Source organism: Microlunatus sp. GCM10028923 (assembly GCF_042666975.1).
Lineage (GTDB): Bacteria > Actinomycetota > Actinomycetes > Propionibacteriales > Propionibacteriaceae > Microlunatus.
The window spans coordinates 170,550-193,809 of record NZ_JBHTFF010000007.1; the positions used below are offsets into that span (position 1 = coordinate 170,550).

The 23,260-nt window shown below is 68.8% G+C and carries 28 protein-coding genes and 1 pseudogene; 17 read left to right on the forward strand and 12 right to left on the reverse strand.

Translation table 11 applies throughout. From position 1 onward, the window contains the following. Position 1 precedes the first annotated feature (1 nt). The gene (locus tag ACFQU4_RS18550; RefSeq protein WP_377494556.1) at positions 2 to 1,213 is read left to right on the forward strand and encodes an MFS transporter; all 1,212 of its coding nucleotides are present in this window, start codon (positions 2 to 4) and stop codon (positions 1,211 to 1,213) included. Here the strand turns inward: ACFQU4_RS18550 and ACFQU4_RS18555 are convergent. Beyond that, positions 1,165 to 1,614: a cytidine deaminase gene (locus ACFQU4_RS18555; RefSeq protein WP_377494558.1), complete on the reverse strand. Its 450-nt coding sequence runs from the start codon at positions 1,612 to 1,614 to the stop codon at positions 1,165 to 1,167. The two genes, ACFQU4_RS18550 and ACFQU4_RS18555, sit on opposite strands and share 49 nt — an antisense overlap. A gap of 164 nt (positions 1,615 to 1,778) precedes the next feature. On the opposite strand from ACFQU4_RS18555, the gene ACFQU4_RS18560 reads away from it, so the two are divergent. Next, entirely contained in the window at positions 1,779 to 2,555 is a 777-nt protein-coding gene (locus ACFQU4_RS18560; protein WP_377494560.1) for a hypothetical protein, read from the forward strand. Between the two features lie 57 nt (positions 2,556 to 2,612). Here ACFQU4_RS18560 and ACFQU4_RS18565 read toward each other — a convergent pair whose 3' ends face one another. Continuing rightward, positions 2,613 to 3,032, reverse strand: coding sequence for a MerR family transcriptional regulator (locus ACFQU4_RS18565; RefSeq protein WP_377494562.1), 420 nt, complete (start codon positions 3,030 to 3,032; stop codon positions 2,613 to 2,615). 59 nt (positions 3,033 to 3,091) lie between these two features. After that, positions 3,092 to 3,724, reverse strand: a complete 633-nt coding sequence (locus tag ACFQU4_RS18570) for a TetR/AcrR family transcriptional regulator (protein ID WP_377494564.1) — start codon at positions 3,722 to 3,724, stop codon at positions 3,092 to 3,094. 96 nt (positions 3,725 to 3,820) lie between these two features. Between ACFQU4_RS18570 and ACFQU4_RS18575 the strand changes: the two genes are divergently transcribed. Together ACFQU4_RS18575 and ACFQU4_RS18580 are read left to right on the forward strand one after the other, a co-directional pair. Next, complete coding sequence (locus ACFQU4_RS18575) at positions 3,821 to 4,576, forward strand: SDR family NAD(P)-dependent oxidoreductase (protein WP_377494566.1); 756 nt, start codon at positions 3,821 to 3,823, stop codon at positions 4,574 to 4,576. 49 nt (positions 4,577 to 4,625) lie between these two features. Further along, positions 4,626 to 5,567: an SDR family oxidoreductase gene (locus ACFQU4_RS18580; protein ID WP_377494568.1), complete on the forward strand. Its 942-nt coding sequence runs from the start codon at positions 4,626 to 4,628 to the stop codon at positions 5,565 to 5,567. Here ACFQU4_RS18580 and ACFQU4_RS18585 read toward each other — a convergent pair whose 3' ends face one another. Together ACFQU4_RS18585 and ACFQU4_RS18590 are read right to left on the reverse strand one after the other, a co-directional pair. Then, positions 5,568 to 6,383, reverse strand: coding sequence for a DUF6357 family protein (locus ACFQU4_RS18585; protein WP_377494570.1), 816 nt, complete (start codon positions 6,381 to 6,383; stop codon positions 5,568 to 5,570). It abuts the gene before it with no gap. Positions 6,384 to 6,498: 115 nt separating this feature from the next. Continuing rightward, positions 6,499 to 6,861: a hypothetical protein gene (locus ACFQU4_RS18590; RefSeq protein WP_377494572.1), complete on the reverse strand. Its 363-nt coding sequence runs from the start codon at positions 6,859 to 6,861 to the stop codon at positions 6,499 to 6,501. 55 nt (positions 6,862 to 6,916) lie between these two features. Here ACFQU4_RS18590 and ACFQU4_RS18595 point away from each other — a divergent pair, with 55 nt between their 5' ends. The 8 genes and pseudogenes from ACFQU4_RS18595 (at position 6,917) to ACFQU4_RS18630 (ending at position 12,765) form a co-directional block, all read left to right on the forward strand. Continuing rightward, positions 6,917 to 7,309, forward strand: coding sequence for a helix-turn-helix transcriptional regulator (locus tag ACFQU4_RS18595; protein ID WP_377494574.1), 393 nt, complete (start codon positions 6,917 to 6,919; stop codon positions 7,307 to 7,309). A gap of 39 nt (positions 7,310 to 7,348) precedes the next feature. Beyond that, positions 7,349 to 8,251, forward strand: coding sequence for a dienelactone hydrolase family protein (locus ACFQU4_RS18600; RefSeq protein ID WP_377494576.1), 903 nt, complete (start codon positions 7,349 to 7,351; stop codon positions 8,249 to 8,251). An 81-nt stretch (positions 8,252 to 8,332) separates the two neighbouring features. Continuing rightward, a complete protein-coding gene (locus tag ACFQU4_RS18605) occupies positions 8,333 to 8,620 on the forward strand; it encodes a helix-turn-helix domain-containing protein (RefSeq protein ID WP_377494578.1) in 288 nt (95 codons plus the stop codon). Continuing rightward, the gene (locus tag ACFQU4_RS18610; RefSeq protein WP_377494580.1) at positions 8,617 to 9,870 is read left to right on the forward strand and encodes a type II toxin-antitoxin system HipA family toxin; all 1,254 of its coding nucleotides are present in this window, start codon (positions 8,617 to 8,619) and stop codon (positions 9,868 to 9,870) included. The genes ACFQU4_RS18605 and ACFQU4_RS18610 overlap by 4 nt, the downstream gene beginning before the upstream one ends. 379 nt (positions 9,871 to 10,249) lie before the next feature. Further along, a pseudogene (locus ACFQU4_RS18615) lies at positions 10,250 to 10,348 on the forward strand (DUF2510 domain-containing protein); the annotation flags it as partial. A 90-nt stretch (positions 10,349 to 10,438) separates the two neighbouring features. After that, positions 10,439 to 11,494 (forward strand): HNH endonuclease family protein, encoded by a 1,056-nt coding sequence (locus ACFQU4_RS18620; RefSeq protein ID WP_377495158.1) that lies wholly within the window; start codon positions 10,439 to 10,441, stop codon positions 11,492 to 11,494. An 11-nt stretch (positions 11,495 to 11,505) separates the two neighbouring features. Continuing rightward, positions 11,506 to 12,258, forward strand: a complete 753-nt coding sequence (locus tag ACFQU4_RS18625; protein WP_377494582.1) for an ion channel — start codon at positions 11,506 to 11,508, stop codon at positions 12,256 to 12,258. Between the two features lie 198 nt (positions 12,259 to 12,456). Next, positions 12,457 to 12,765, forward strand: coding sequence for an iron chaperone (locus tag ACFQU4_RS18630; protein ID WP_377495160.1), 309 nt, complete (start codon positions 12,457 to 12,459; stop codon positions 12,763 to 12,765). A gap of 48 nt (positions 12,766 to 12,813) precedes the next feature. On the opposite strand, the gene ACFQU4_RS18635 is transcribed toward ACFQU4_RS18630, so the two are convergent. The 3 genes from ACFQU4_RS18635 to ACFQU4_RS18645 form a co-directional block, all read right to left on the reverse strand. After that, positions 12,814 to 13,632 (reverse strand): alpha/beta fold hydrolase, encoded by an 819-nt coding sequence (locus tag ACFQU4_RS18635; RefSeq protein ID WP_377494584.1) that lies wholly within the window; start codon positions 13,630 to 13,632, stop codon positions 12,814 to 12,816. 71 nt (positions 13,633 to 13,703) lie between these two features. Beyond that, positions 13,704 to 14,777: a redox-regulated ATPase YchF gene (ychF, locus tag ACFQU4_RS18640; RefSeq protein WP_377494586.1), complete on the reverse strand. Its 1,074-nt coding sequence runs from the start codon at positions 14,775 to 14,777 to the stop codon at positions 13,704 to 13,706. A gap of 112 nt (positions 14,778 to 14,889) precedes the next feature. Continuing rightward, positions 14,890 to 15,573: a GNAT family N-acetyltransferase gene (locus tag ACFQU4_RS18645; RefSeq protein ID WP_377494588.1), complete on the reverse strand. Its 684-nt coding sequence runs from the start codon at positions 15,571 to 15,573 to the stop codon at positions 14,890 to 14,892. A 134-nt stretch (positions 15,574 to 15,707) separates the two neighbouring features. Between ACFQU4_RS18645 and ACFQU4_RS18650 the strand changes: the two genes are divergently transcribed. From ACFQU4_RS18650 to ACFQU4_RS18665, 4 genes are all read left to right on the forward strand, one after another. Further along, a complete protein-coding gene (locus tag ACFQU4_RS18650; protein WP_377494590.1) occupies positions 15,708 to 16,265 on the forward strand; it encodes a dihydrofolate reductase family protein in 558 nt (185 codons plus the stop codon). 88 nt (positions 16,266 to 16,353) lie between these two features. Next, complete coding sequence (locus ACFQU4_RS18655; protein WP_377494592.1) at positions 16,354 to 16,689, forward strand: YciI family protein; 336 nt, start codon at positions 16,354 to 16,356, stop codon at positions 16,687 to 16,689. Further along, on the forward strand, positions 16,686 to 17,894 hold the full coding sequence (locus ACFQU4_RS18660) for an RNA polymerase sigma factor (protein WP_377494594.1): 1,209 nt from the start codon (positions 16,686 to 16,688) through the stop codon (positions 17,892 to 17,894). The genes ACFQU4_RS18655 and ACFQU4_RS18660 overlap by 4 nt, the downstream gene beginning before the upstream one ends. A gap of 79 nt (positions 17,895 to 17,973) precedes the next feature. Beyond that, positions 17,974 to 18,705, forward strand: coding sequence for a DUF899 family protein (locus ACFQU4_RS18665; protein WP_377494596.1), 732 nt, complete (start codon positions 17,974 to 17,976; stop codon positions 18,703 to 18,705). 4 nt (positions 18,706 to 18,709) lie between these two features. Here ACFQU4_RS18665 and ACFQU4_RS18670 read toward each other — a convergent pair whose 3' ends face one another. The 4 genes from ACFQU4_RS18670 to ACFQU4_RS18685 all read right to left on the reverse strand — a co-directional run bounded on the left by ACFQU4_RS18670 (position 18,710) and on the right by ACFQU4_RS18685 (position 22,548). Then, entirely contained in the window at positions 18,710 to 19,168 is a 459-nt protein-coding gene (locus tag ACFQU4_RS18670) for a DoxX family protein (RefSeq protein WP_377494598.1), read from the reverse strand. Between the two features lie 97 nt (positions 19,169 to 19,265). Then, on the reverse strand, positions 19,266 to 20,531 hold the full coding sequence (locus ACFQU4_RS18675) for a M18 family aminopeptidase (RefSeq protein ID WP_377494600.1): 1,266 nt from the start codon (positions 20,529 to 20,531) through the stop codon (positions 19,266 to 19,268). Positions 20,532 to 20,551: 20 nt separating this feature from the next. After that, a complete protein-coding gene (locus tag ACFQU4_RS18680) occupies positions 20,552 to 21,961 on the reverse strand; it encodes an amidohydrolase family protein (protein WP_377494602.1) in 1,410 nt (469 codons plus the stop codon). Positions 21,962 to 21,975: 14 nt separating this feature from the next. Continuing rightward, on the reverse strand, positions 21,976 to 22,548 hold the full coding sequence (locus ACFQU4_RS18685) for a GNAT family N-acetyltransferase (RefSeq protein ID WP_377494604.1): 573 nt from the start codon (positions 22,546 to 22,548) through the stop codon (positions 21,976 to 21,978). Positions 22,549 to 22,617: 69 nt separating this feature from the next. Here ACFQU4_RS18685 and ACFQU4_RS18690 point away from each other — a divergent pair, with 69 nt between their 5' ends. After that, positions 22,618 to 23,190 (forward strand): TetR/AcrR family transcriptional regulator, encoded by a 573-nt coding sequence (locus tag ACFQU4_RS18690; protein WP_377494606.1) that lies wholly within the window; start codon positions 22,618 to 22,620, stop codon positions 23,188 to 23,190. Positions 23,191 to 23,260: the final 70 nt, after the last annotated feature.

Consider the following 23,260-nt stretch of genomic DNA (forward strand, 5'->3'; position numbering starts at 1 on the left):
CATGACGACCAAGGGTGCGCTGCCCTACCATGCGCTGATCTGGCTCGCCGTCGCGACGTTCTCCACCGGCATCGACGGCTACGTGCTGGCCGGGCTGTTGCCGACCATCGCCGGCGAACTGACCGTCACCGAGGCCCTCGCCGGCCAGCTGGTCTCGATCTTCGCGCTGACCTCGGCCCTGGCCGCGCCGGTGCTCGGCGCCGCGACCAGCGGCTGGGAACGGCGCCGCACGATCGGCCTGTCGCTGGCCGTCTTCGTGATCGGCAACCTGCTCACCGCGGTGGCGCCGAACTATCCGATCGCCCTCAGCGGGCGGGTCGTCGCCGCGCTCGGGGCGAGCCTGATGAACGCCGCGATCTCCGGGTACGTGATCCACCTGGTCCCGGAACGGCACCGCGGCAAGGCGCTCTCGTTCGTGCTCGGCGGCTGGATGACCGCGACCGCGCTCGGCGTACCGGTCGGGCTGGTGCTCGGCCAGTCCAGCTGGCGGTTCCCGTTGATCATGGTCTCGGTCGTCGGCGCGATCGCCCTGGTCGGGATCCTGATCAAGCTCCCGCACCTGGAACTGCCGGCCAGCACCCTGGCCCAGCGGCTGCGTCCGCTGCGCCAGGTCCGGCTGGTCTCCGGGTTGCTGGTCAGCACCGGGATCCTGTGCGCCAGCTACACCTGCTTCACGTACGCGGTCCTGATCTTGGGACCGAGCCACCCGGCCGGCTGGATGATCATCCTGATCATGTTCGGCTACGGCCTGGCCAGCCTGGTCGGCAACACCTTCACCGGCCGGCTGGCGGACCGGTTCGGCGCGGTCCGGGTGCTCAGCATCATTCTGGCCGGACTGTTCCTGAACAGCGTGCTGGGCGCCGTCACCTTCGCCTTCGCCCCGCTCGCCGTGATCGCGGTGCTCGGTCTGGTCTGGTTCTTCCTGGCCGGCGTCGGCAACGGTGGCGCCGCGGTGCCGCAACAGGCCCGGCTGGCCTCGATGGCCCCGGAATCGGCGGCGATCGTGATGGCCCTGAACGGCAGCGCGATCTCGCTCGGCTCGGCCCTCGGCGGCGGCCTGGGCGGCGTCGCCCTCACCGCGGGCGTCCAACCGGGCGGACTGCTGGTCGTCGCCGCGGCGGTGCTGGCCGCGACGTTGATCTTGCACACGCTGGTCACGCTGGCTCAGGCGCGCCACGCCTCCGTCTCGCCGGGGAACGCCGTCAGCCAGTAGTGCGGCAGCAGGTCGCGCAGCGGCAACCAGCGCAGCACGGTCGGGTCGACCGCGTCAGCGACCGCGGCCAGCACGTCCGGCCCGTACCCGGCCAGCCGTTCCCGGCAGATCCCGCACGGGCTGAGCACGACGAAGCCGCGGTCCGGATCGCGGTGCAGGCAGACCGACGCGACGATCCGCTGATCGAGCCGGTACGCCGCGCAGTACGGCTCCAGCTCGTGGCAGACCACCGTGCTCGGGTTGACGACGTCCGGGCTGGTCCCGGTCAGGACCGTCCCGTCCCCGAGCAGCACCGCGGCCGCACCCTGATGATCATCACCCGGGAACCGCCGCTCGATCAGCTCCCGGCAGGCCGCGACCGTACCCTCCAGCGCAGCCCGGTCCGGACCTTGATCAGCCACAGCGGCACTCCTTCGCTCATGATCGCCTTCGCTCGCCACCCTAGCCGGGCCCGCTGATCATCGACCCCGGATCTCCCGGGCACCAAGACCGCCCCCTGGCCGGATTTGACCGAGTTCACCGAAAGGTTGGCCGGCGAACGCAAGCGAAGCCTAGATTCGCGCGTATGCGGACCACATCTCCCTCGCGTAGCGCCGGGCCACGTTCCAGGTGCGCCACCGCCGTCGTCGCGGCTCTTGCCCTGGCCATCGCGACCGGCGTCAATGTCGTGGCAGCCGCGCCCGCCGCCGCCCTGCCCACCAGCATCACCGGGGTTGTCGCGCAGGATGGCGACGGGCTGGTGATCAAGCGTGCGGCGCCGCACTCGAAGTACCACCGGATCGGCACTCTGACGGCCGGCACGCACGTCACGATCCTCTGCCAGACCGCGGGTGAGTTGCGCACCGGACCGCGCGGCACCAACGACATCTGGGACTTCACGTCGGGTGGCTACTGGCTGCCGGACGTGGAGGTCCGTACCGGTCAGGACCCCGGCTACGTCGTCGATCGCTGCGACGGGGTCCCCCCTTCGACTCGAGAGAATCCCTACACGGCGGACTGGGCGATCAGCCGGGCCTTCGAACTCCTGGGCAGCACTGCCTGGGAGGACCAGTGCCTCGTCTTCGTCCGAAACCGCTACGGCTGGCTGAACGGGTCCGGTTGGGCCACGGCCGAGATTGGTGGCGACTACTTCGCCTCTCGAGGGTTGCTGCATCAGGGCGTTCCGCCGCGGGGCGCGCTGGTCTGGTACCACAACTCCCGCGGCTCCGGTCATGTCGCGATCAGCCTCGGCCAGGGAAAGGTCATCGGCACCTCGGTCAACGGCCGGGTCGGCGTCGCGGGCTACACCGACCACAGCCAGCCGCGCGGCTGGTCGACGGCCGACTTCCCGTACGCGTCGTAAACCGGGCCACGCGCTGCCCCGGTATCAGCGCAGCCTCTGATCCACCGCCGCGGATCGCTACGCCTCCGTCACGGCAAGGGCACCGCGGTACGAGGTGATCTTGCGGTTGATCAACTCCAGATCCCGTTGCAGGTCGGCGATGTGGGCCGCCACCCGGTCCCGGTGCGCCTCCAGCAGCAGGGCCCGGTCCAGGTCGGTCGACGGCCCGACCCGCATCAGGTCCGCGTATCGCTTCATCTCGGCCACCGGCATCCCGGTCGCCCGCAATCTGATCAACAACACCAGCCGCCGCAGGTCCCGGGTCCCGAACTGCCGCCGGCCCGCGCCGTCCCGCGACACCTGGTCGAGCAGGCCCTCGCGTTCGTACCAGCGCAGGGTGTCGATGGACAATCCGGTCCGCGCCGCGACCTGCCCGATCGACAGCGGGCCGTCCGTGCCGGGCTCGAGCTCCGCCACTCCGCACGTCTCGTCATTCATCCCAGCAGCCTGCCACCTGGAGTGCACTCCAGGTCAAGGGTCCAGGTCGGCCGGACTGGTCAGGCGGGCTCTCGGCTGAGCAGCCCGCCCAGGACCAGTTCGGTCATCAGGTCGTGGTCGTCGGCGTCATCCGGTCGGCCCATCAGACGGGCCAGCGGCGGTTGGCTGTACAGGCTGGTGGGCGCGGTGGTGAGGAAGTAGAACAGGTACCAGGGCATGGGCCGGAGCCTGCCATCGGCCACCAGCCGGTCGAAGAGTTCCTTGATCGTCGCGTTCACCGGGACGAGCAGGCCGTGCAGGTAGTCCAGCCGCGCCGACTCGACCCGCGCCTCCTGATCAAGGAGGCGAGCGAAGTGGGAGGACTCCGCCGCCGCACGGTGCAGGGCGCGGACCGAGGCGACCAGCCGTTCCAGATCGTCCCGGCCGACGTCGGCGAGTTCGGCGGCCACCGACGGGAGGGACTGCTCCATCGCATAGCCCACGACGGCCTTCCACAACGACTCCTTGGAGCCGTAGCGATCCGAGATGAAGGTGTGCCCCATGCCCAGCTCGGTGCTCAGCCGCCGGATTGACACCGCCTCGTAGCCCTGGTCGGCAAAGGCTTCCAGGGCACGCTGCAGCACCTCCTCCGACTGCAACACCGCCTCGTCGGCCGCGGGCCGGCCGGGGCCGCGTCGTGGCGCCTTCGTCATGACACTCCTCAGGTGCAGCGAGTCCGTACGTGCAATCCGGCACATGTCTGATTATCCTCGATCCAAGAGTCGAGAACACCGAACCAGGAGTCAACCATGACCGATCTTCACGGCAAGACCGCGCTCGTCACCGGCTCGGCCCGCGGTATCGGGCGGGCCATCGCCCTGCGGTACGCAGCGCTCGGGGCTCGCGTGATCATCAACTACGCCAGCAGCGAGGAGGCGGCGCAGACCACGGTCAAGGAGATCCAGGCCCTCGGCGCGGAGGCCGTCGCGATCCAGGCCGACGTATCCGATCTCAACGCCCTGGAAGGCCTGTTCCAGCAGTCCCTCGACGCGTTCGAGAAGCTGGACATCGTCGTCGCCAACGCCGGCGTGGAGCTCGTCGACCAGCCGATCCTGGAGGCGACCGAAGAACAGTTCGACCGGCTCTTCGCGATCAACGCCAAGGGCGCCTTCTTCACCCTGCAGAAGGCCGCTCGCCACGTCGCCGACCACGGCCGGATCATCAACATCGGCTCCAGCACCACGGCCATGGTCCAGCCCGGCGTCGGCCTGTACGGGTCGAGCAAGATGGCCGCCCGCTACGCCGTCGAGGTCCTCGCGCTCGAGGTCGGCGCGCGTGGCATCACGGTGAACTCGATCATCCCGACCGCGATCGAGGGTGCGGGCGTGTTCACCGAAGTGCCCGAGGACCATCCGATGCGGGCCCTACTCAAGTCGGGCCGCCCGCTCGAGGGCCGATTCGGAACGGTCGAGGACGTCGCCGATGCCGCCGAGTACTTCGCCGGCCCGCTCGCCCGCTGGATCAGCGGCCAGCATCTGCTGGTCAGCGGCGGCGCTCCGGCCTGACCAGACGAATCCGCAGCAATCCCTTGCCCTCTTGAGGAACGGACATCCGATGGCACGCAGAGAACACGACATCACCCTCCCCGACCTGCACGGACAGCGAGCCGTCGTCACCGGGGCCAGCGACGGCATGGGGCTCGGGATCGCGACCCGCCTCGCGGCCGCCGGGGCCCACGTCCTGCTGCCCGTACGCAATCAACGCAAGGGCGAAGCGGCGCTGACCAAGATCAGGGAGCAGACCCCGGACGCGGACCTGTCGCTGCACGCGCTCGACCTGTCCTCCCTCGATTCGGTCGCAGCCCTGGGCCGGACCCTGGTCGACGAGGGTCTGCCGATCCACATCTTGATCAACAACGCCGGGGTCATGACGCCACCCGAGCGACAGACCACCGCCGACGGCTTCGAACTGCAGTTCGGCACCAATCACCTCGGCCACTTCGCCCTGGTGTCCTGGCTTCTTCCGCTGCTCCGCGCCGGCCGTGCCCGGATCACCTCGCAGATCAGCATCGACGCGAACCAGCACTCGATCAACTGGGACGACCTCAACTGGGAACGGTCGTACAACGGCCGGCACGCCTACAGCCAGTCCAAGATCGCCCTCGGGCTCTTCGGGGTCGAACTCGACCGACGGAGCCGGCAGAACGACTGGGGCCTCACGAGCAACCTCTCGCATCCCGGGGTCGCCCCGACGAACCTGCTCGCCGCGCGGCCCGAGCTGGGCCGAGCCCAGGAGACCCCGCTCCGGCGAGTGATCAAGACGCTGTCCGCGCGAGGCCTCATCTTCGGAACCGTCGAGTCCGCGAAACTGCCCGCCCTGCTGGCCGCGACGTCTCCCGAGGCGCGGGGCGGCGCCCTCTACGGGCCGAGCGGGTTCCGGCATCTGGGTGGCCCGCCCGCCGAGCAGGCCCTGTATTCCCGGCTGCGCAGCACCGCGGACGCGACTCGCCTCTGGCAGGTGTCCGAGCAGTTGACCAGGGCCGCCCTGCCGCGGTGATCATCCGTTGCGCTGACGGGCCCGGTCGGCGGCCTCCGAGCACATCAGGAAGCTCACGGTGCTCACGGCCTCTTCGGCTAGTTTCGGGTGGGCACGGCGAACGGCACGGTGCACCGTCTGCTCGATCCGTTGCCACTCGCGCTTCTTCTCCGGCGTACGTTCACCGTCCGGCCATCCGGCCGAGAGTCGCATCCCCGCGCACGCCTGCTCTGCGGTCGCGATCACCCGCATGACTTCGGGGAGCAGTTCGGGATCCACGGCCTCGGGTTCCCGGGTCGGAGCCTTCCCGCCATGCAGGTAGCGGCCCGTGTATTTGAGCAGTGCTTCGTCGAGCGGGGTCAGCCGTACCGCACGCCGGGCACGCTGGCGATTCGCCGTGTAGGCGTGAACCCGCTTCCAGTCCGAGTGCTCGGTGGCTGAGCGCAGGGCCACGAAGAGCTCTCCCGTTTCGAGCCGAGCAATGTCCGCGCCGTTGGCGATGAGCTGCCGCCGTTCCCAGCGGACGTTGCGGAACAACGCCTCGACCTCGGCCGGCGTACCGAGCAGGATCGGGTCCAGCAGCGCGACGGCCGCCGCTTCGTCGAGCGGCCTCGCGATCCCGGCCGCGTCGCACAGCGGCAGGATCGCGGACCACAACAGCAGGTGCCGGGTCAGGTCGTTCTTGATCACCTCGAGGTGCTCCGCGGTGATCGGAAAGCTGAACGTACGCGGATCGTGCAGCGCGTCGGCCCCGGCACCGAGCTCGACCCGGAGTTGATCACCCTCGCGAACCACCCGAGGAATCCAGCCGGCCCGAGCGAACACGACTTCGCTCATCGGGACAGCCCCACAGGACTCACGGATTCACCTCTCGCGTCAGTGGCCGACCGGGTTCCGACACTGTACGACCTCACGACGGCCGCCCCGGGCTCGGGAACCGGATCAGCCGCGGTCACTGTTCCAAGGGAGTCAGGACGGCGATCCGCCAGCCCTCGCCGGTACGGACGAGCTGGTACATGTTCCGCTCGTCCGGCGCGCCGCCATGATGGTCCCAGGCGACGTCGGCCCAGATGCTGTGACTCGTCGCGGCCACGACCGTCACTGCGGCGTCGGCGTCGGTGACCTCGCTGTACTGACCGAAGGCACCGGCGAAGAACTCCGCGGTCTGACCGGCGTCGGACACGGCGATGGCCTGATCGGGAAACTCGATCAGCGCAGGCACCGCGTAGAGCTCCGCGACCGCGTGCGCGTCGCGGTCGAGCAGGGCACGGGCGTAGGTGTCGAAGAACTCGCGGGCGATGCTGTTGTCGTTCATGAGGCCAACGCTACGGAGATACCAGGACACGCCGGTGTCATGGTTTCATGAGATCGTGAACCGGTCCGTCGGGAAGGCTGCCGCGGCCTCGCGCGAGAGTCACCTGACCTTGCGCCGCGTGGAGCGACAGCAGTACCTGATCGAACGGCTGCATGCGACACCGGAGCCCCTCACCATCGGCCGGCTCGCGCTCGACCTCGGCGTCTCCGAGCGCACCATCGCCCGCGACCTCGAACGCCTCCGCCACTCCGGCGTCCCGATCACCCTGACGCCCGGCCGCGGCGGCGGCGCGCAACTCGACCACGGCCCGGCTCCCGTACCCATCGACCTCGACTTCCCCGAAATCGCCGCTCTCCTGGCCAGCCTCGCCGCCCTGGGTCCGACGGCCAGCGACTCCGCGTCCTCCGCGATGATCAAGCTCACCGCGGCCCTGCGCCCACCCACCTGACCCCGATCCGCTCGGTCGAGCAGGCATAGGGTTCCGGCCATGATCACGAAGCGAGGGAGAGCACTCGACCGCGCCGCGCTGCACGAGTTGCTCGGTGGCACTCACGATCCCCGGCCTCTCGACGCCAGGATCGAGGGCGAGAGTCAGGAAGACGGCTACGTACGGCGGCACGTCACGTACCCGATCGGTTCCGAACGCGCCTCGGTCTTCGTCTGCGTACCCACGGAACTGAGCGGGCCGGCGCCGATCATCTTCTGCCACCACCAGCACGCGGGCCAGTTCGACCTCGGCAAGAGCGAGGTCTGCGGCCTGCGCGGCGATCCGGACCAGGCCTATGCCGCCGAGTTGGCGCAACGCGGCTTCGTCACCATCGCCCCGGACGCCATCGGGTTCGAGGACCGGAACTGGACCGACGGCGAGAACATCACCTGGTTCGAACTGTCGACCCGCCTCGTGATGGGCCGCAGCCTGCTCGGCGACTGCCTCCGGGAGATCAGCGTGGCGCTCGACTACGCCTCGACCCTGCCGGAAGCCAACGCCTCCCGGATCGGCTTCATCGGGCACTCCTACGGCGGGCGGATGGCCATGTGGGCTCCCGCCTGGGACCCGCGCATCACAGCGAGCGTGTCGAACTGCGGCTGCATCCCGTACCGCGATTCCTTCACCCGCGACACCGGGATGCAGGCCGAACTCGTCGTACCCGGATTTGCCGCCAGGTACGACGTCGAAGACGTCCTCGCGGTGAGCGACCAATGTCGCACCTTGATCATGGCCACGGATGACGACCGCTGGAGTCGCGGCGCCGAGGACATCGCCCGGAATCTCGGAACCATGGGAGTCGACTGGGTCACGGTGGAGGTCCGGCCGGGCCGGCACGACTTCCCCCGGAGCGCCCGAGAGCACGCCTACGAGTTCCTGTCGAGGCACCTCCTGATCGCCTGAGCCAGGAATCCTATGGCGATATCCGTCGCCATTACCACGAGATATGCCTGGTATGTTCGTCATAGTGAAGGAGGATGCGCCATGGCCGGATACCGGATCGACAGGCAGCTCATCGCGTTCGGCGAGCATGTGCACGGCTGGCGCATGGTGCTGGGCCTGACGGCACAGCAGGTGGCCGAGCGCGCCGGCATCACCCGCGACACGCTGCGCAAGATCGAGTCCGGCGACCCCAGCGTGAACTTTCGCAGCGTCGCCCAGGTGCTCCGCGCCCTCGGCGTGCTCGATCAGACCGTCGCGGCCGTCGATCCGCTCAACAGCGACGTCGGTCGACTGCGGGCCGGGAACCTGACGAAGAAGCGTGCGCGATGACCACCGTCGAGGTCCTCGTCGACTCGGAGGGTCGCCCTCGGCTGGCCGGCCAGGCTCACTTCACCCGAACGAGGGGCCAGATATCCACGACGTTCCTCTACGACCCGGGCTACCTCGCCAACAACGGCACGAGCATCGACCCCGCCCTGCCCCTCGTCTCCGGCGCGCAGCATCAGGGCGGGCTCGTGCGGGCCTTCGCCGATAGTGCACCTGACCGATGGGGACGCAACCTCATCGAAAAGGCCGAACGCATTCGTGCCCGCGAGGAAGGCCAGGCGCCCAGGTCGCTTGACGATCTCGACTTCCTGCTCGGCGTCAGCGACGACACCCGCCAAGGCGCACTGCGCTTCCGACTGCCCGGCCACGAGGAATTCCTTGGGAAGCCCTCGCGGGTGCCGCGGCTCATGTCGCTGCCCGAACTGCTGCGAGCCTCCGACGAGTTGGCCTCGGACGAGGAGCCCGCCAGAGCCGTCAAGCAGCTACTGGACACAGGCACGACAGGCCTGGGCGGCGCACGCCCCAAGGCCTCGGTACGCCTGGAAGATGGCTCCCTGGCGATTGCAAAGTTCCCGCACAGCAGCGACCAGTGGGACGTGATGGCGTGGGAGGCGACAACGCTGGATCTTTTCGAGAGCGCAGGTATCCGGACGCCCCACAGGAGACTCACCCAGGTGGGAGCCCGCAGCGTGTTCATCCTGCGGCGGTTCGACCGCACGGACTCCGGCGATCGGATCGGCTACATCAGCGCCATGACAGCGCTGGGCGCGTCCGACGGCGAGCATCGCGACTACGCCGAGATCGCCGAGGCGATGCGGGATCTCTCCCGGTCGCCGAGGCAGGATCACCATGAGCTCTTCGACCGCGTCGTCGCGAGCGTCGCCCTCGGCAACACCGACGACCACCTGCGCAACCACGGCTTCCTCGCGGACCGCGGCTCGTGGACCCTCAGCCCCGTCTTCGACGTGAACCCGAGCCCGGACCCGTGGCGGGCGAGGTCGACCTCGATCATGGGAGCCGACGCGCAGCCCGACGAGGCCGAGGCCTTGCTGGCCCTCGCCGAGGAATGCAGCCTCTCCCCTGCGCAGGCCCGCGAACGGATGACCCGCGTTGCTGGAGCACTGGCCGGTTGGCGCGACGCCGCGCGGAAGCACGGAATCCGCGAGCGGGAGATCACGATCATGGCTGAGACGATCCAGGCGCGACTGAACGCCGTACTCGCGGCAGCGTCGACGGGAGCCGTGCCTTCCTAACCCCACGGGGCATCGTGCGGTGATCCTGATGATCGCCGGCTTCTTCGCGGTGATCATCGTCATCGCTGCCCTCGGCGCGGGAACCTCGAGGCACAGGCATGCGATCGCCATAGGAACAGCCTTGCTTGGGCCGCCTGGGACTTAAGTCCTCAGTTCGAAGCAGACTTACCCGGTTTCGACTTCTTAGCCCGAGGCCAGGCTTACCCTGTTGAAGCTTCAAGGGGACGCGAAGCAAGTCGCCGGATCTCGGCGCACCCAGAACACAACCCTGTAGAAGACCCTCGCCTGGTGGGCTGCAACCCATCCAGGCGAGGTAACCCACCCCCAGATCTGGCTGCGGGTGGGCTCCACCAACCGACTAAAAGCGAGTCGATTGATCGTGCTTAACCCTACCCAACCTGGCTGGAATCCCGACCCTGACCGCCCCGGGATGGAGCGGTACTTCGACGGGACCCGATGGACCAACCACCTCCGGCAGAACGCCGACACGAGAGCCGCGACGAAGAAGAGGACCAGCAGGGTCCTGCTCGCTGTGGGAACTCCGATCGCGGCACTACTCGTGACCGCGATGATCATGACCGGCATTTCTGCGGCGACCACCCCGGTGACGGCTGGACCCGCCCCGGTCACCTCGGAAGCTGCCGCGCCTGTTGAGACGCCCCCAGCCGAGTCGACCCCGACCCCAACGCCCACGCCGTCGGCAACCCCGACTCCGACCTCTACTCCGACTCCGGCGCCAACGCCGACCAAGCCTGCGGCCAAGCCAGGCACAGCCTCGGCACTGCTGGGCGAGCTGAAGATCAAGGGCCGTGCCCCGAAGACCGGGTACGACCGGGACGAGTACGGGCAGCGGTGGAAGGACCTCGACCGGAACGGCTGTGGGCAGCGCGACGACGTGCTGCGGCGAGATCTGAGGGATCTCGTCACCAAGACCAAGACCGATGGCTGCGTGGTGATCGCCGGAGCCCTCGACGATCCGTACTCGGGTGTCGTGATGGCCTTCAAGAAGGGCCAGGCCGACAGGGTCGAGATCGATCATGTCGTGTCGCTGTCGGACGCCTGGCAGAAGGGCGCACAGCAGTGGTCCGAGACGAAGCGCGAGAAGTTCGCGAACTCGTTCCTGAACCTCCGGACGGTCACGAAGTCGTCGAACGCGAGCAAGAGCGACAGCGACGCGGCGACGTGGCTACCGGCGATCGACCAGTGCACCTATGTCGCCTGGCAGATCGCGGTCAAGCACGAGTTTGAGCTGTGGGTCACCGCCGCCGAGCGGGATGCGATGTCCCGGGTCCTGACCAGTTGCGTGGACGAGAAGCCGCCCGCCCAGAAGGTGATCACTCCTCCTACCCGGGACAAATCCACCGACGAGCCCGCGCCGAAGCCGAAGAAGACCGAAGAGCCGAAACCTGAACGCACCGAGGAGCCGGAGCCTGAGGAGACCGAGGAGCCGCGCTACGACGACGAGGACGAGGAAGACGAGGAGGAGGAGTCCGGGCCGCAGGTGGTTCACCCGGGATCGTTCTGTGGCTCGGCAGGCGCCGAAGGCGTGAGCAAGAGGGGCGTCCCCATGGAGTGCAAGACCACGGACGAGGACGATCGGCTGCGCTGGCGCAGGGCTGACTGAGGAAGACGATCATGGAGCTGAATCGATCGCCTCAGCCGTCGCTGACCGAACGGTGGGAGCGGATCACCGAGTGGCCACTGATGGCCGCAGCTGTCGCATTCCTGGTCGCCTACGCCGTGCCGATCATCCGGCCGGAGATCGGCCCGTTCTGGGTCGAGGTGTTCCAGTGGATCTCCTGGGCAACGTGGGCGCTGTTCGCGGTTGACTACGTCGCCCGGCTGGTCCTGGCAGAAGACCGGAAGCGGTACGCGGTGAAGCACTGGTACGACTTGTTGATCATCGCCCTGCCACTGCTCCGACCGCTCCGGCTGCTGCGCCTGGTGTCTTTGCTGGAGGTCCTGAACCGTAAGGCATCGACAGGGCTTCGTGGTCGGATTGCGGTGTACGTGGCCGGCGGCTCGTCCTTGTTGGCGTTCTGCGGTGCACTCGCCGTACTGGATGCCGAACGAGAAAGTACGGACGCGAACATCACCAACTTCGCCGACGCCTTGTGGTGGGCCCTCACCACGATGTCCACAGTCGGATACGGCGACCGCTACCCGACCACAGACGCCGGCCGGCTAGCCGCGGCCGCGTTGATGGTCGGCGGGATCACCCTGCTGGGCCTGGTGACGGCGACGCTGGCGTCCTGGCTCGTGGAGAAGATCACGATCACCGAGAAGGAACAGGCGGCCGATCTGCGCGCCGAGATCGCAGGCCTGAACAAGAAGATCGATCAGTTGCTGGCTCAGCGTCAGGAGAAGGAGGCATCGTGGCCGAGCTGATCTATCTGGGTTTGGTTCTCTTCACGCTGGTGATGGCGGCGCGGGCGGACCTCAGCCCGCTTCGCTCAGGAACGAAGAGATGATCTTGGTCGTTCTGGAACCGGCTGAGGACGTAGCTAGAGTTTCCTCAACCGAGAGGAAGGCATTGACGTGGCGACCATCGCTGATCACGACTCCTACATCGCGGCTGCGCCGGAGGTGTTCCGCCCGGTCCTCAACCACCTCCGGGACCTCCTGCGCAAGGCTCTCCCGGAGGCAGAGGAGATGACCGCGTACGACATGCCGGGGTTCAGGATCCGTGGCACGGTTGTGGCGAGCTACGCGGCGTTCAGCAAGCAGGTCGGGCTGTACGTTCTCGCCCCGGCGATCTCAGCTCATGCCGAAGAGATCGCGGCCGCGGGCCTCAAAGCGAGCAAGACCGGCATCACCTTCACCCCGCGCAAGCCGATCCCGGATGATCTCGTGACCCGGCTCGCGCACGCATCGAGCAAGTCCGTCGACGACTGAGCGCCCACGTAGGCCGCGAGGGCTTCAACGATCCGCCACGCCACCTTGTCAAACAACGTCACACCCATGCGACACAGCGCCGTCGTTGTCGCGACAGAACTTCCGAACCAGCGAGGTGAACTGGTCTGGTGCGTCCAGATTGCTGACATGCCCGCAACCCGGAATGACCGAAAGCTGCGCACCGGGAATCTGGCGCTCGAACTCTCGCGCCACAGTCAACGGGGAGCGGGCGTCAAGTTGTCCCCAAATCAGCAAGGTGCGAACTGCGACTGTCGGCAGCACACGCGAAAGGTCTGCCGCTGCCATGATTTCGAGCGCTACTCGCATGCTGTGAGGTCTGACATCGGCGGAAACGTCTCGGAGCAGCGGCATGAACCGCGCCGGAGGTCCGGCAGCGAAGAGCCCGGGAAGCGTGGGATCAAACACCTGCGGTGGGTCTGCGAGCATCGCTCGCACACCCACCACGCGTGACAAGACGTCATCGGCAGGCAACGATCCCTTCCAACCCGCGTAGGTGTCGGCAAGGATCAACGTCCGGAAGAGCTCAGGATGTCGGCGATAGAGCTCGAGGACGACAGTGCCGCCCCAGGACAAGCCAGCGAGATGAACTGGACCAAGATCGAGCTCACAGATGAGACCGGCGAGGCTATCTGCGTAGTCAGTCAGTTGAAACTCGTCCGGCACGTCCGCCGATTGCCCCGCGCCTGGTTCATCCCACGCGATGACCGTGAACTCATCCGAGAGGTCGTCCAGCTGAGGCGTCCACACCCGGCTGTCGTCGGCGGCTCCATGGACAAGCACGAGCGGCGACCCCTCACCAGCGCGACGGTAAGAGAGATCCAGGCCGTTGATACGAACCCGATCCATGTCCCGACGCTACCCCCGCGGGGCGCGCGGCCGATGGATATCACCATGCACGCAAGGACCCTGGCGCTCGGTCACACGTTGAAGCGGAACTCGACCACGTCGCCGTCGGCCATCACGTAGTCCTTGCCCTCGATCCGGACCTTGCCCTTCGAGCGGGCGGCGACCATGGTGCCGGCCTCGACGAGGTCGTCGAAGGAGATCACCTCGGCCTTGATGAAGCCCTTCTCGAAGTCGGTGTGGATCACGCCGGCGGCCTGCGGGGCCAGGGCGCCCTTCGGGATCGTCCAGGCGCGGGCCTCCTTCGGCCCGGCAGTCAGATAGGTCTGCAGGCCGAGGGTGTCGAAGCCGACGCGGGCGAGGTTGTCCAGGCCGGGCTCGTCGATGCCCATCTCGGCCAGGAATTCCGCGGCTTCGTCGGGCTCCATCTCGACCAGCTCGGACTCGATCTTGGCGTCCAGGAAGATCGCCTCGGCCGGGGCGACGATGTCGCGCAGCCGCTTCTTCAGGTCCTCGTCGGCCAGCTCGTCGGTGTCGCAGTTGAACACGTACAGGAAGGGCTTGGCGGTGAGCAGGAACAGCTCGCGCAGCGGTTCGCGATCGATTCCGGAGGCGTAGACCGTCTTGCCGGAGTCGAGCACCTCCTGGGCCTGCTTGAGCGCGGCGACGGAGGCCTGCTTGTCCTTGTTGATCCGGGCTTCCTTCTCCAGCCGGGGCAGCGCGCGCTCGACGGTGGCGAGGTCGGCCAAGATCAACTCGGTGGTGATGGTCTCGATGTCGGAGGCGGGGTTGACCTCGCCGTCGACATGGGTCACATCGACGTCGCGGAAGGCCCGGGTCACCTGGCAGATCGCGTCGGCCTCGCGGATATGGGCCAGGAACGCGTTGCCCATCCCCTCGCCCTGGCTGGCGCCGCGGACGATGCCGGCGATGTCGACGAAGCTCACCGTCGCCGGAATGATCTTCTCGGAGTCGAACAGCTTGGCCAGCTCCGCGAGCCGCGGATCGGGCACGCCGACCACGCCGACGTTCGGCTCGATGGTGGCGAACGGGTAGTTCGCCGCCAGGACGTTGTTACGGGTGAGCGCGTTGAACAGGGTCGACTTGCCCGCGTTGGGGAGTCCGACGATGCCGATGGTGAGTGCCACGGGCGCACGATACCCGGATCTCGACCGCGGCTCTCGATCGCGCCCACGCCGCAGGCGGACCGGTCTCGAGATATCGGTGGTGGATTCGGCTGTCTGTCACCTCGCCTCACGTTCAGTCGGGCGGCCGGACGGCGAGCTGACGGCAGTCCTCCTCGAACCCGAGCCGCGCCGCGATCCGCCGGGACGCCCGGTTGCCGACCAGCACCCGCCACCGGGCGATCCCGTGCTGCTCGACGGCGGTTCGGCTCGCCACCGCCGCCACGGCCGACGCGATCCCGCGGCCCCGTACGGCCGGCACAGACAGTACGCCCACATCGGCCGGCACCCCTTCGAAAGGCGTCAGGTTGGCCCCGGCCACCGCCCGGCCGTCCGGCCCGACCGCCACCCACGCGTCGGCCACGTCGTCCCCTGCGAACCCCGACTCGGCCCACTCCTCGACCGGCACCGAACCCCGCAGCTCGGCAAGATCATCTTCACCGGCTGCCTTGATCAACACGCCCGGTGCACTCACGTCTGTGATCTCGTCGGCGAAGGCGTGCACGCTCGGCCCGAGCACGGACCACCCTGGAATCCGCTCGGCCCACCAGTCCGGCTGCTGCGCGGTGACCGGGTCGAGGTCGAGCGCGCGTACGTTCTCGATCATGGGCCCCGGCGCCGACACGAACACCCAGGAATCCCTGACCACACAGTAGATCCCGGCATAGCCGAGCAACGCGTCCCGATGCTCGACGATCACGGCGGCGCCGGTCGACCCGCCGAACACCTCGCCCCAGAACTGATCAATCCGATGCCGCATGGAAGTCCGCACCGACCCAGTAGAGCATGCAGCCCCGTACGGTTGCGCACGCTTTTCGCCGGCAGCGATGAGTTTGCGCGATCGGGCGAGTCTGTCCACCTTGAGATCAACTCGTCGAACCTGGAGGACTGGACATGCGGAAATTGATTCTCGGCTTCTATGTTTCGCTCGACGGCAAGAGCGCCGACGGCGACAACGGGATCCGCGACGTCATGACGGGGATCGACGACCCGGAGCAGGAGAAGTACTTCGTCGAACAACTCTGGACCGCGGGCGCCTTTCTGATGGGCCGTAACACCTGGGAGAGCATGGCCGACTACTGGCCCACCTCCGACCACCCGTCGGCCCAGGCGATGAACGAGATCCCGAAGGTCGTGTTCTCCCGCACCCTCAAGTCCGCCGACCGGTGGCCCGAGACCAGGATCGCCGGTGGCGACACGGCCGAGGAGATCGCCAAGCTGAAGGCCGAACCCGGCAAGGATCTCGTCGCCGCCGGCGGTACCGCGTTCCTGCAGTCGTTGATCAAGCTCGGCGTGGTCGACGAGTACCGTTTGTGGGTCCTCCCCGCGATCACCGGCACGGGCGCCGCACTGGTTCCCGAACTGGACGCGGCAGTCAAACTGCACTTGGTCAAGAGCACCGCATTCCCCAGCGGAGTCCTCGAACTGATCTACACTCCGGCCGGCCAGTAGTCCATGATCATTCCGTGACCCCACGTGTCGCCGCGGGACCGTGCCGGCACCCTCCGTCCTGTCAGTCCGTAGTGCCAGACTGTCACCCATGAAGTACGTGCTGCTGATCTGCGACGACGAGACAGCTTCGCCCAGCAACGAGGAGCTGGACGCCGACCCGGTGCACCAGGCCTGGGCGGCGGACCTGGAACGCCGCGGGGTGGAGGTGTTCGGGGCCCGGCTGCGCCCGGTGGTCGACGCGACGACGGTACGGGTCCGGGACGGCGAGACGCTGGTCTCGGACGGGCCGTTCGCGGAGACCAAGGACTTCGTCGGCGGCTTCGTGGTGCTCGACTGCGCCGACCTCGACGAGGCCATCGAGATCGCCAAGGGCCACCCGTACGCCCTGTGGGGCAGCATCGAGATCCGACCGGTCTGGGAATGACCGAAGCCGAGGTCCAGGCCGCGGTCGCGGCGGCGTACCGGGACGAGTGGGGTCAGATCGTCGCCACGTTGATCGGCCTCACCCGGGACTGGGATCTCGCCGAGGACTGCGCGCAGGAGGCGTTCGCGGCGGCGTTGACGTCCTGGCCGCGGGACGGCATCCCCCAGCGGCCGGGCGCCTGGCTGACCACGACGGCCCGCAACCGGGCCACCGACCGGCTGCGCCGGGACACGGTGGGCCGGACCAAGCTGCGGCAGCTGGCAGTACTGTCCCGCGATCCGACCGCGCCGGCCGAGATCCCCGACGAGCGACTGCAGTTGATCTTCACCTGCTGCCATCCGGCGCTGCCCTTCGAGGCACGGGTCGCGCTGACGCTGCGGACGCTGACCGGGCTCAGCACGGCCGAGATCGCGAAGGCGTTCCTGACCGCCGAGCCGGCCATGGCGCAGCGGCTGGTCCGGGCCAAGCGCAAGATCACCGAGGCCGGGATCCCCTACCGGGTGCCGCCCGCCGACCTGCTCCCGGAACGGCTCACCGCCGTGCTCGCGGTCCTGTACCTGATCTTCAACCAGGGGTACGACGAGCCGGACGGGAGTCGTGCCCTGACCACGGAGGCGATCCACCTGGCCCGGGTGCTGGCCGGGCTGATGCCCAGCGAGCCCGAGCCGCTCGGCCTGCTCGCGCTGCTGCTGCTGCACGAGGCGCGGCGGTCGACCCGGACCGACGACGGGGTGTTGATCACGCTGGAGCAGCAGGACCGGAGCCGGTGGGACCGGACCATGATCGACGAGGGCGTCGCCGTGCTCGACCGGGCCCTGCCGTTGCGCCGCCGCGGGCCGTATCAACTGCAGGCCGCGATCGCCGCCTGCCATGCCACGGCGCCCGACCCGCAGAGCACGGACTGGCCGCAGATCGCCGCCCTCTACCGGGAGCTGGGACGGATCGCGCCCTCGCCGGTGGTCGAACTCAACCGGGCGGTCGCGGTCGCGATGTCGGACGGGATCCCCGCCGGCCTGGCCCTGGTGGACGAGCTCGCGGCGTCCGGCAAGCTCGGCGGCTACCACCTGCTGCCGGCGACCCGGGCCGACCTGCTCCGCCGGGCCGGCCGGACAGCCGAGGCCGAGACGGCGTACCGGGAGGCCCTGCAGCTGGCCCCGACCGAGGCCGACCGCCGCTACCTGACCGGGCGACTCGCGGAACTCTGAGAATCTCCCCGGTGGCGATGTCGATCTTGGGTCTCCGCCGTTCGTCGGTGGGCTGTCACCACCGAACCAGGAGGATTCCATGATCACGAACCTGCCGCCGATCGCCGACCGGACCGCCTACCAGGCCGAGGTCGATCGGTTGCGGCTCTGGGAGAAGGCGCACACCCGCGAGGGTGACGCGATCGCGGCGGCCCGGCGGCGGTTGCCGATGGTCGAGGTCGAGCCCGGCATCACCCTGACCGGACCGTCCGGCCCGGTCACCCTGCTGGACGCCTTCGAGGGCCGCTGCCAGCTGATCGCGTACTACTTCATGTGGCACCCGGGGCACCCGGCGGCCGGCCAGTGCGAGGGCTGCACGTTCTACACCAGCCAGGTCGGCGAGCTGAGCTACCTGCACTCCCGCGACGCGACGTTCGCGGTATTCAGCCAGGGACCGTACGAGGAGAGTGCCCGCTACCACGACTTCCTGGGCTGGCAGATGCCCTGGTACGGCGTGCAGTCACCCGCGGTCGACGCGCTGCTGGCCGACCGGCAGGTCGGGATGATGTACCTGATCTGCTACGTCCGCCAGGGCGATCGGGTGTACGAGACGTACTGGACCACGCTGCGCGGAGTCGAGGCGATGGACAACAGCTATGCGCTGCTCGACCTCACCGTGTTCGGCCGGCAGGAGCCGTGGGAGGACTCCCCCGCCGACTGGCCCCGCGGCTGGTGGCAGGAGGGCGGCGGCAGCAACCTCCGCAGCAACGGCCGCCCGATCGCGCACTGGTCCCGGCTCGAGGCCGGGCGGTCCGACGACCTCTCCGGCTAGCCGTTCAGGAGGGTACGGCGGCGGTCTGAGCGGCGGCGACCCGTTCGCGGCGCCGCCCGACCAGCAGGTGATCGAGGCTGTACCGGCCGGCTCCGGCCACGGCCAGACCGAGGCTCAGCACGGCGAGCAGGCCGACGAACTCGTACCCGCCATTGCCGGCGTAGAAGCCGTTCGGCGCGTGGACCAGCACGGCGGCGCCGATCATGGTCGCCGCGTTCGCGAGCGCGACGAGCGGGGTCAGCAGGCCGAGGATGATCGCCGCGCCGCCGAAGATCTCCAGCGCCGTGACGCCGGGTCCGGCCAGCTCGGCGAACGGGACGCCCATCTGCCGGAAGCCCTCGGTGGTGCCCTCGATCCCGTTCTGGGCGTACTTCTGCCAGCCGTGCGCGATCATCACGACGCCGAGGCCGATCCGGGCGATGAGCAGGCCGAGATCCGAGCGAGCGGTCCGCTGTGCCTTCATACGTTTCCTCCAGGTAATTGAAGCTGCAATCACCTGGCCCAACTCATGACCTGCTGGCCCTGTTCCCCAGGGCCGGGATTCACAGGCTCCGCACAGGTCAGCCGGCGAGGAAGGCCTGCATCGCCAGCGTCAGGCCGCGCAGGTCGTCCACGCCGGCCAGTTCCCTGGCCGAGTGCATCGACAGGATCGGCGCGCCGACGTCGACAGTGGTGATCCCGATCCGGGTCGCGGTCAGCGGACCGATCGTCGACCCGCACGGCACGTCGTTGTTGGAGACGAACTCCTGACTCGTCACCCCCGCGGCCCGGCAGGCGGTCTGCCAGACGGCGGTCCCGCGGGCGTCGGTGGCGTACCGCTGGTTGGCGTTGATCTTGAGCAGCGGGCCGCGACCGAGCAGCGGACGGTTCACCGGGTCGTGCCGACCGGGATAGTTCGGGTGGACGGCGTGACCGGTGTCGGCGGACAGGCAGTACGACTCCGCCAGGGCCCGGTGCCGCTCGTCGGTGCCGGCACCGAGCGCGGCCGAGATCCGTTCCAGCGCGTCGGACAGCAGCGGCCCGGCCGCACCGGACCGGGACCCGCTGCCGATCTCCTCATGATCGAATGCGGCCAGCATGGTGATCGTGTCGCCGGGTTCGGAGTTGATCAAGGACGTGATCGAGGCGTGCACGCTGCTCAGGTTGTCCAGCCGGCTGGCGGCCAGGAACTGATCATCGATGCCGAAGATCGCCGGCGCCGCGGTGTCGTAGGCCAGGACGTCGTAGCCGGCGAGGTCCGTCGCCGCGACCCCGGCCAGGCCGGCCAGATGATCAAGGATCGACCGGCGCTCGCCGCCGACCAGCCAGACCGGAGCGGTGTGCTGCTGCCGGCCGAGCCGGACACCCTCGTCGTTGACCGAGCGGTCGAGATGGATGGCCAGCTGAGGGATCCGCATGATCGGCCCGGTCCGGACCAGCCGCACGGTGCCGTCGGCGAGCACCAGCCGGCCGGCCAGGCCGAGCTCGCGATCGAGCCAGGAGTTGAGCAGCGGGCCGCCGTACACCTCCACCCCGACCTGCCCCCAGCCGTCGCTGGCGAAGTCCGGGTTCGGCTTCAGCTTGAAGGTGGTCGAGTCGGTGTGCGACCCGATGATCCGGTACGGACTCGTCGGCCCGGCCGCCGCCGGCACCCGCCAGGCCAGCAACGCCCCGTCGCGGACCAGGAACCGGCCGCCGGGATCGTTGCGCCACGGCTCGGACTCCAGCTGCCGGGTGAACCCGGCCGCCTCCAGCCGCCGCGCCCCCTCCTCGGCCGCATGGAACGAGGACGGGGACGCTGCAAGGAAGTCGGCCAGGTCCCGGGCATGATCAACGGCATCGAGCATGCCGCCAATCTAGTTCGTGATCATGCCCCCTGCGGCACCGGTGTGCTCGCGGCCGCCGTACGGACCCCGTCGAGCAGGCCGTCCAGGGTGTCCCGGTCGAGCAGCCGGCCGCGGCTGATCACGGCCCGGATCGCTTGCGTGTGGGAGATCTCGGCCAGCGGGTCGGCGTCCAGCAGGACCAGGTCGGCCACCTTGCCCTCGTCGACGCTGCCCTGCTCGTGATCCCGGCCCAGGTAGCGGGCCGGCTCGATGGTCGCGGTCTGCAGCGCCCGGGCCGGGGTCAGGCCGGCCGCGACGAAGAGGCCGAGTTCGTCGTGCAGCGAGAAGCCGGGGAAGACGTACCCGGTCATCGTGTCGGTGCCGGCCAGCAGCCGTACCCCGGCGGCCTCGAGCGAGGCCACGACTTCGAGCCGCCACTGGAACAGCACCCGGGACTGGAAGCCCTCCTCCGGGGTCCGGTGCCCGGAGTAGAAGCCGTCCACGATGTATTCGTAGAAGCTCTTCATCTCGCCGGGCAGGTAGTCGAGCCGCCGGTCCCGCGGGTCGACCGTGTCGGGACGCTCCAGCACCCGGTGCAGCACGACGGTCGGGCAGACCGCTGCCCCGGCGGCGGCCAGCCGGTCGAACAGCCGGGCCGCCCGGTGCGCGCTGTGCGTGTTGGCGGCGTCCCATTCGATCCGGGCGACCTGCTGGAACCAGGAGCTGTACTTCGGGCTCCAGTCCGGCTCGACCCGGGCCATCGCCGCCCGGAGCTCCTCGAAGCTGCGGGACGTCTCCGCCCCGAACCGGTGCAGGTGCTCGAAACTGCGCTGACCAAGATCGATTGCGTCCTCCAGCGACACCGCGTCCGGCAGGTGGCCCGCGAACGGAATCTCCAGCCGGGCCGCCTCCTTGGCGATCGCCCGGTGCGTCTCCGGCGACAACCGGGAGTAGACCTTGACGAAGTCGGCACCCTCCTCCTTGGCCCGGCGGACGGCGGCGCGGGCCTCGTCCTCGGTGTCGGCCATCAGGTACTCCTGCTCGACCGGCGCGTCCTCCCAGAGCGACGGCCGGCCATCCACGAGCGGGCTGGCGATCACCCAGCGCGGCCCGATCAGCTCGCCGGAGTCGCACCGCCGGCGCCACTCGTGCAGGTAGGGCGTGCCCCACATCTGGCGCACCGTGGTGACACCGTTGGCGATCAGCAACGGCGGGTCGATCCGCTCGTCACCACTGTCGTGCAGGTGCATGTCGGCCAGGCCCGGAATCAGGTGCCGGCCGGTCCCGTCGACGACCCGGAACCCTTCCGGTACGGGGATCTGGTCCGCCGGGCCGACCCGGTCGATCCGATCACCGGTGATCAATACGGTGTGGTCGGGCAGCGACCGGCCGTTGATCACATCGACCACCGTGACGTGGGTGATCGCGGTGCGTTGGACAGAGTTGATCATGGACGTGGCTCCGTTCAGTGGATGATCATGGGCGCGGGTTCGCGCCACAGTGGGAAGAGCTCCGGCCCGTCGGGCAGCCGGATCGGCGATCCGTACGGCCGGAAGCCGTGCCGGGCATAGAGGGCGGCGTTGCGCGGCGAGGAGGCCTCCAGATAGGCGGGCAGCCCGGCCGCGTCGCACTCGGCCAGCCCCTCCGCCAGCACGGCGCCCCCGTAGCCGCGACCGTGGTCCTCCGGGCCGACGCCGATCACCCGCAGATAGCGGTGATCAACATCGGCGGGATAGCGCTCGGCGAGCAGCCGGCCGAGCTCGGCCAACCGCCCGAGGTGCGGGATCAGGACCGGGTCCGGCTGGTCCGGCGCCGGAACCTCGTGCTCGGCGGGACTGCACCAGACCGCCGCGGCCCGCAGCCGGTCCCCCTCCTCGATCGTGCGGAGCTGACCGTTGCGCAGGAAGGCCGCCAGCACGAGGTTCAGGATCGCCGGCCGGGTCGGCCGCTCCGGGAAGGCCCAGCTCAGCACCGGATCGTCGAGGAAGGCCGCGGCGAGCACCCGTACGGCCTGGGAATGAGAGTCGTTGCTCGGCATGGTTCGACTATACATACGTCTTATACGTTTGTATAAAACGTTCGTCTAGATGGGCGCTAAGCTGCCGCCATGGGCCACAAGGAACAGCTGCTGGAGGGCGCGAAGCGCTGCCTGGCCGAGAAGGGGTACGCCAGGACCACGGCCCGCGACATCGTCGCCGCCTCCGGCACCAACCTCGCCTCGATCGGCTACCACTACGGCTCGAAGGAGGCCCTGCTGAACGCGGCCATGGTGGCCGTCGTCGCCGACTTCACCGACCAGGTGCTCAGCAGTCACCCGCGGCCAGAGCGCGCGACGCCGACCGAGGCGTTCGAGACCTTCTTCGCCGGCCTGCTGGCCTCGTTTCCGAACGCCCGCGAGGCCCTGAACAGCAGCATCGAGGCGTACAACGGCGCCGCCCACTCCCCCGAGCTGCGGGCCCAGCTGGCCGAGGCCCACGAGCAGGCCCGGCGCGGGCTCGCCGCCGAGATCCTCGGCGTGCCCGAGGAGGAGCTCGAGGAGCGGCAGGTGCGCACCCTGGGGTCGCTCATGATGGCGCTCTACCCGGGCGTGATGGTGCAGTTCCTGGTCGATCCGGACCGGGCCCCGACGGCCGAGGAGCTGGTCGAGGGCGTCCGTACCCTGTGCCGGAATTCGTCCTGATTCAACGTCCGAAAGTTGGGGTTACGGACGACTTTCAGGGCACTAATTCCGATTCCATTGACCGGGAATA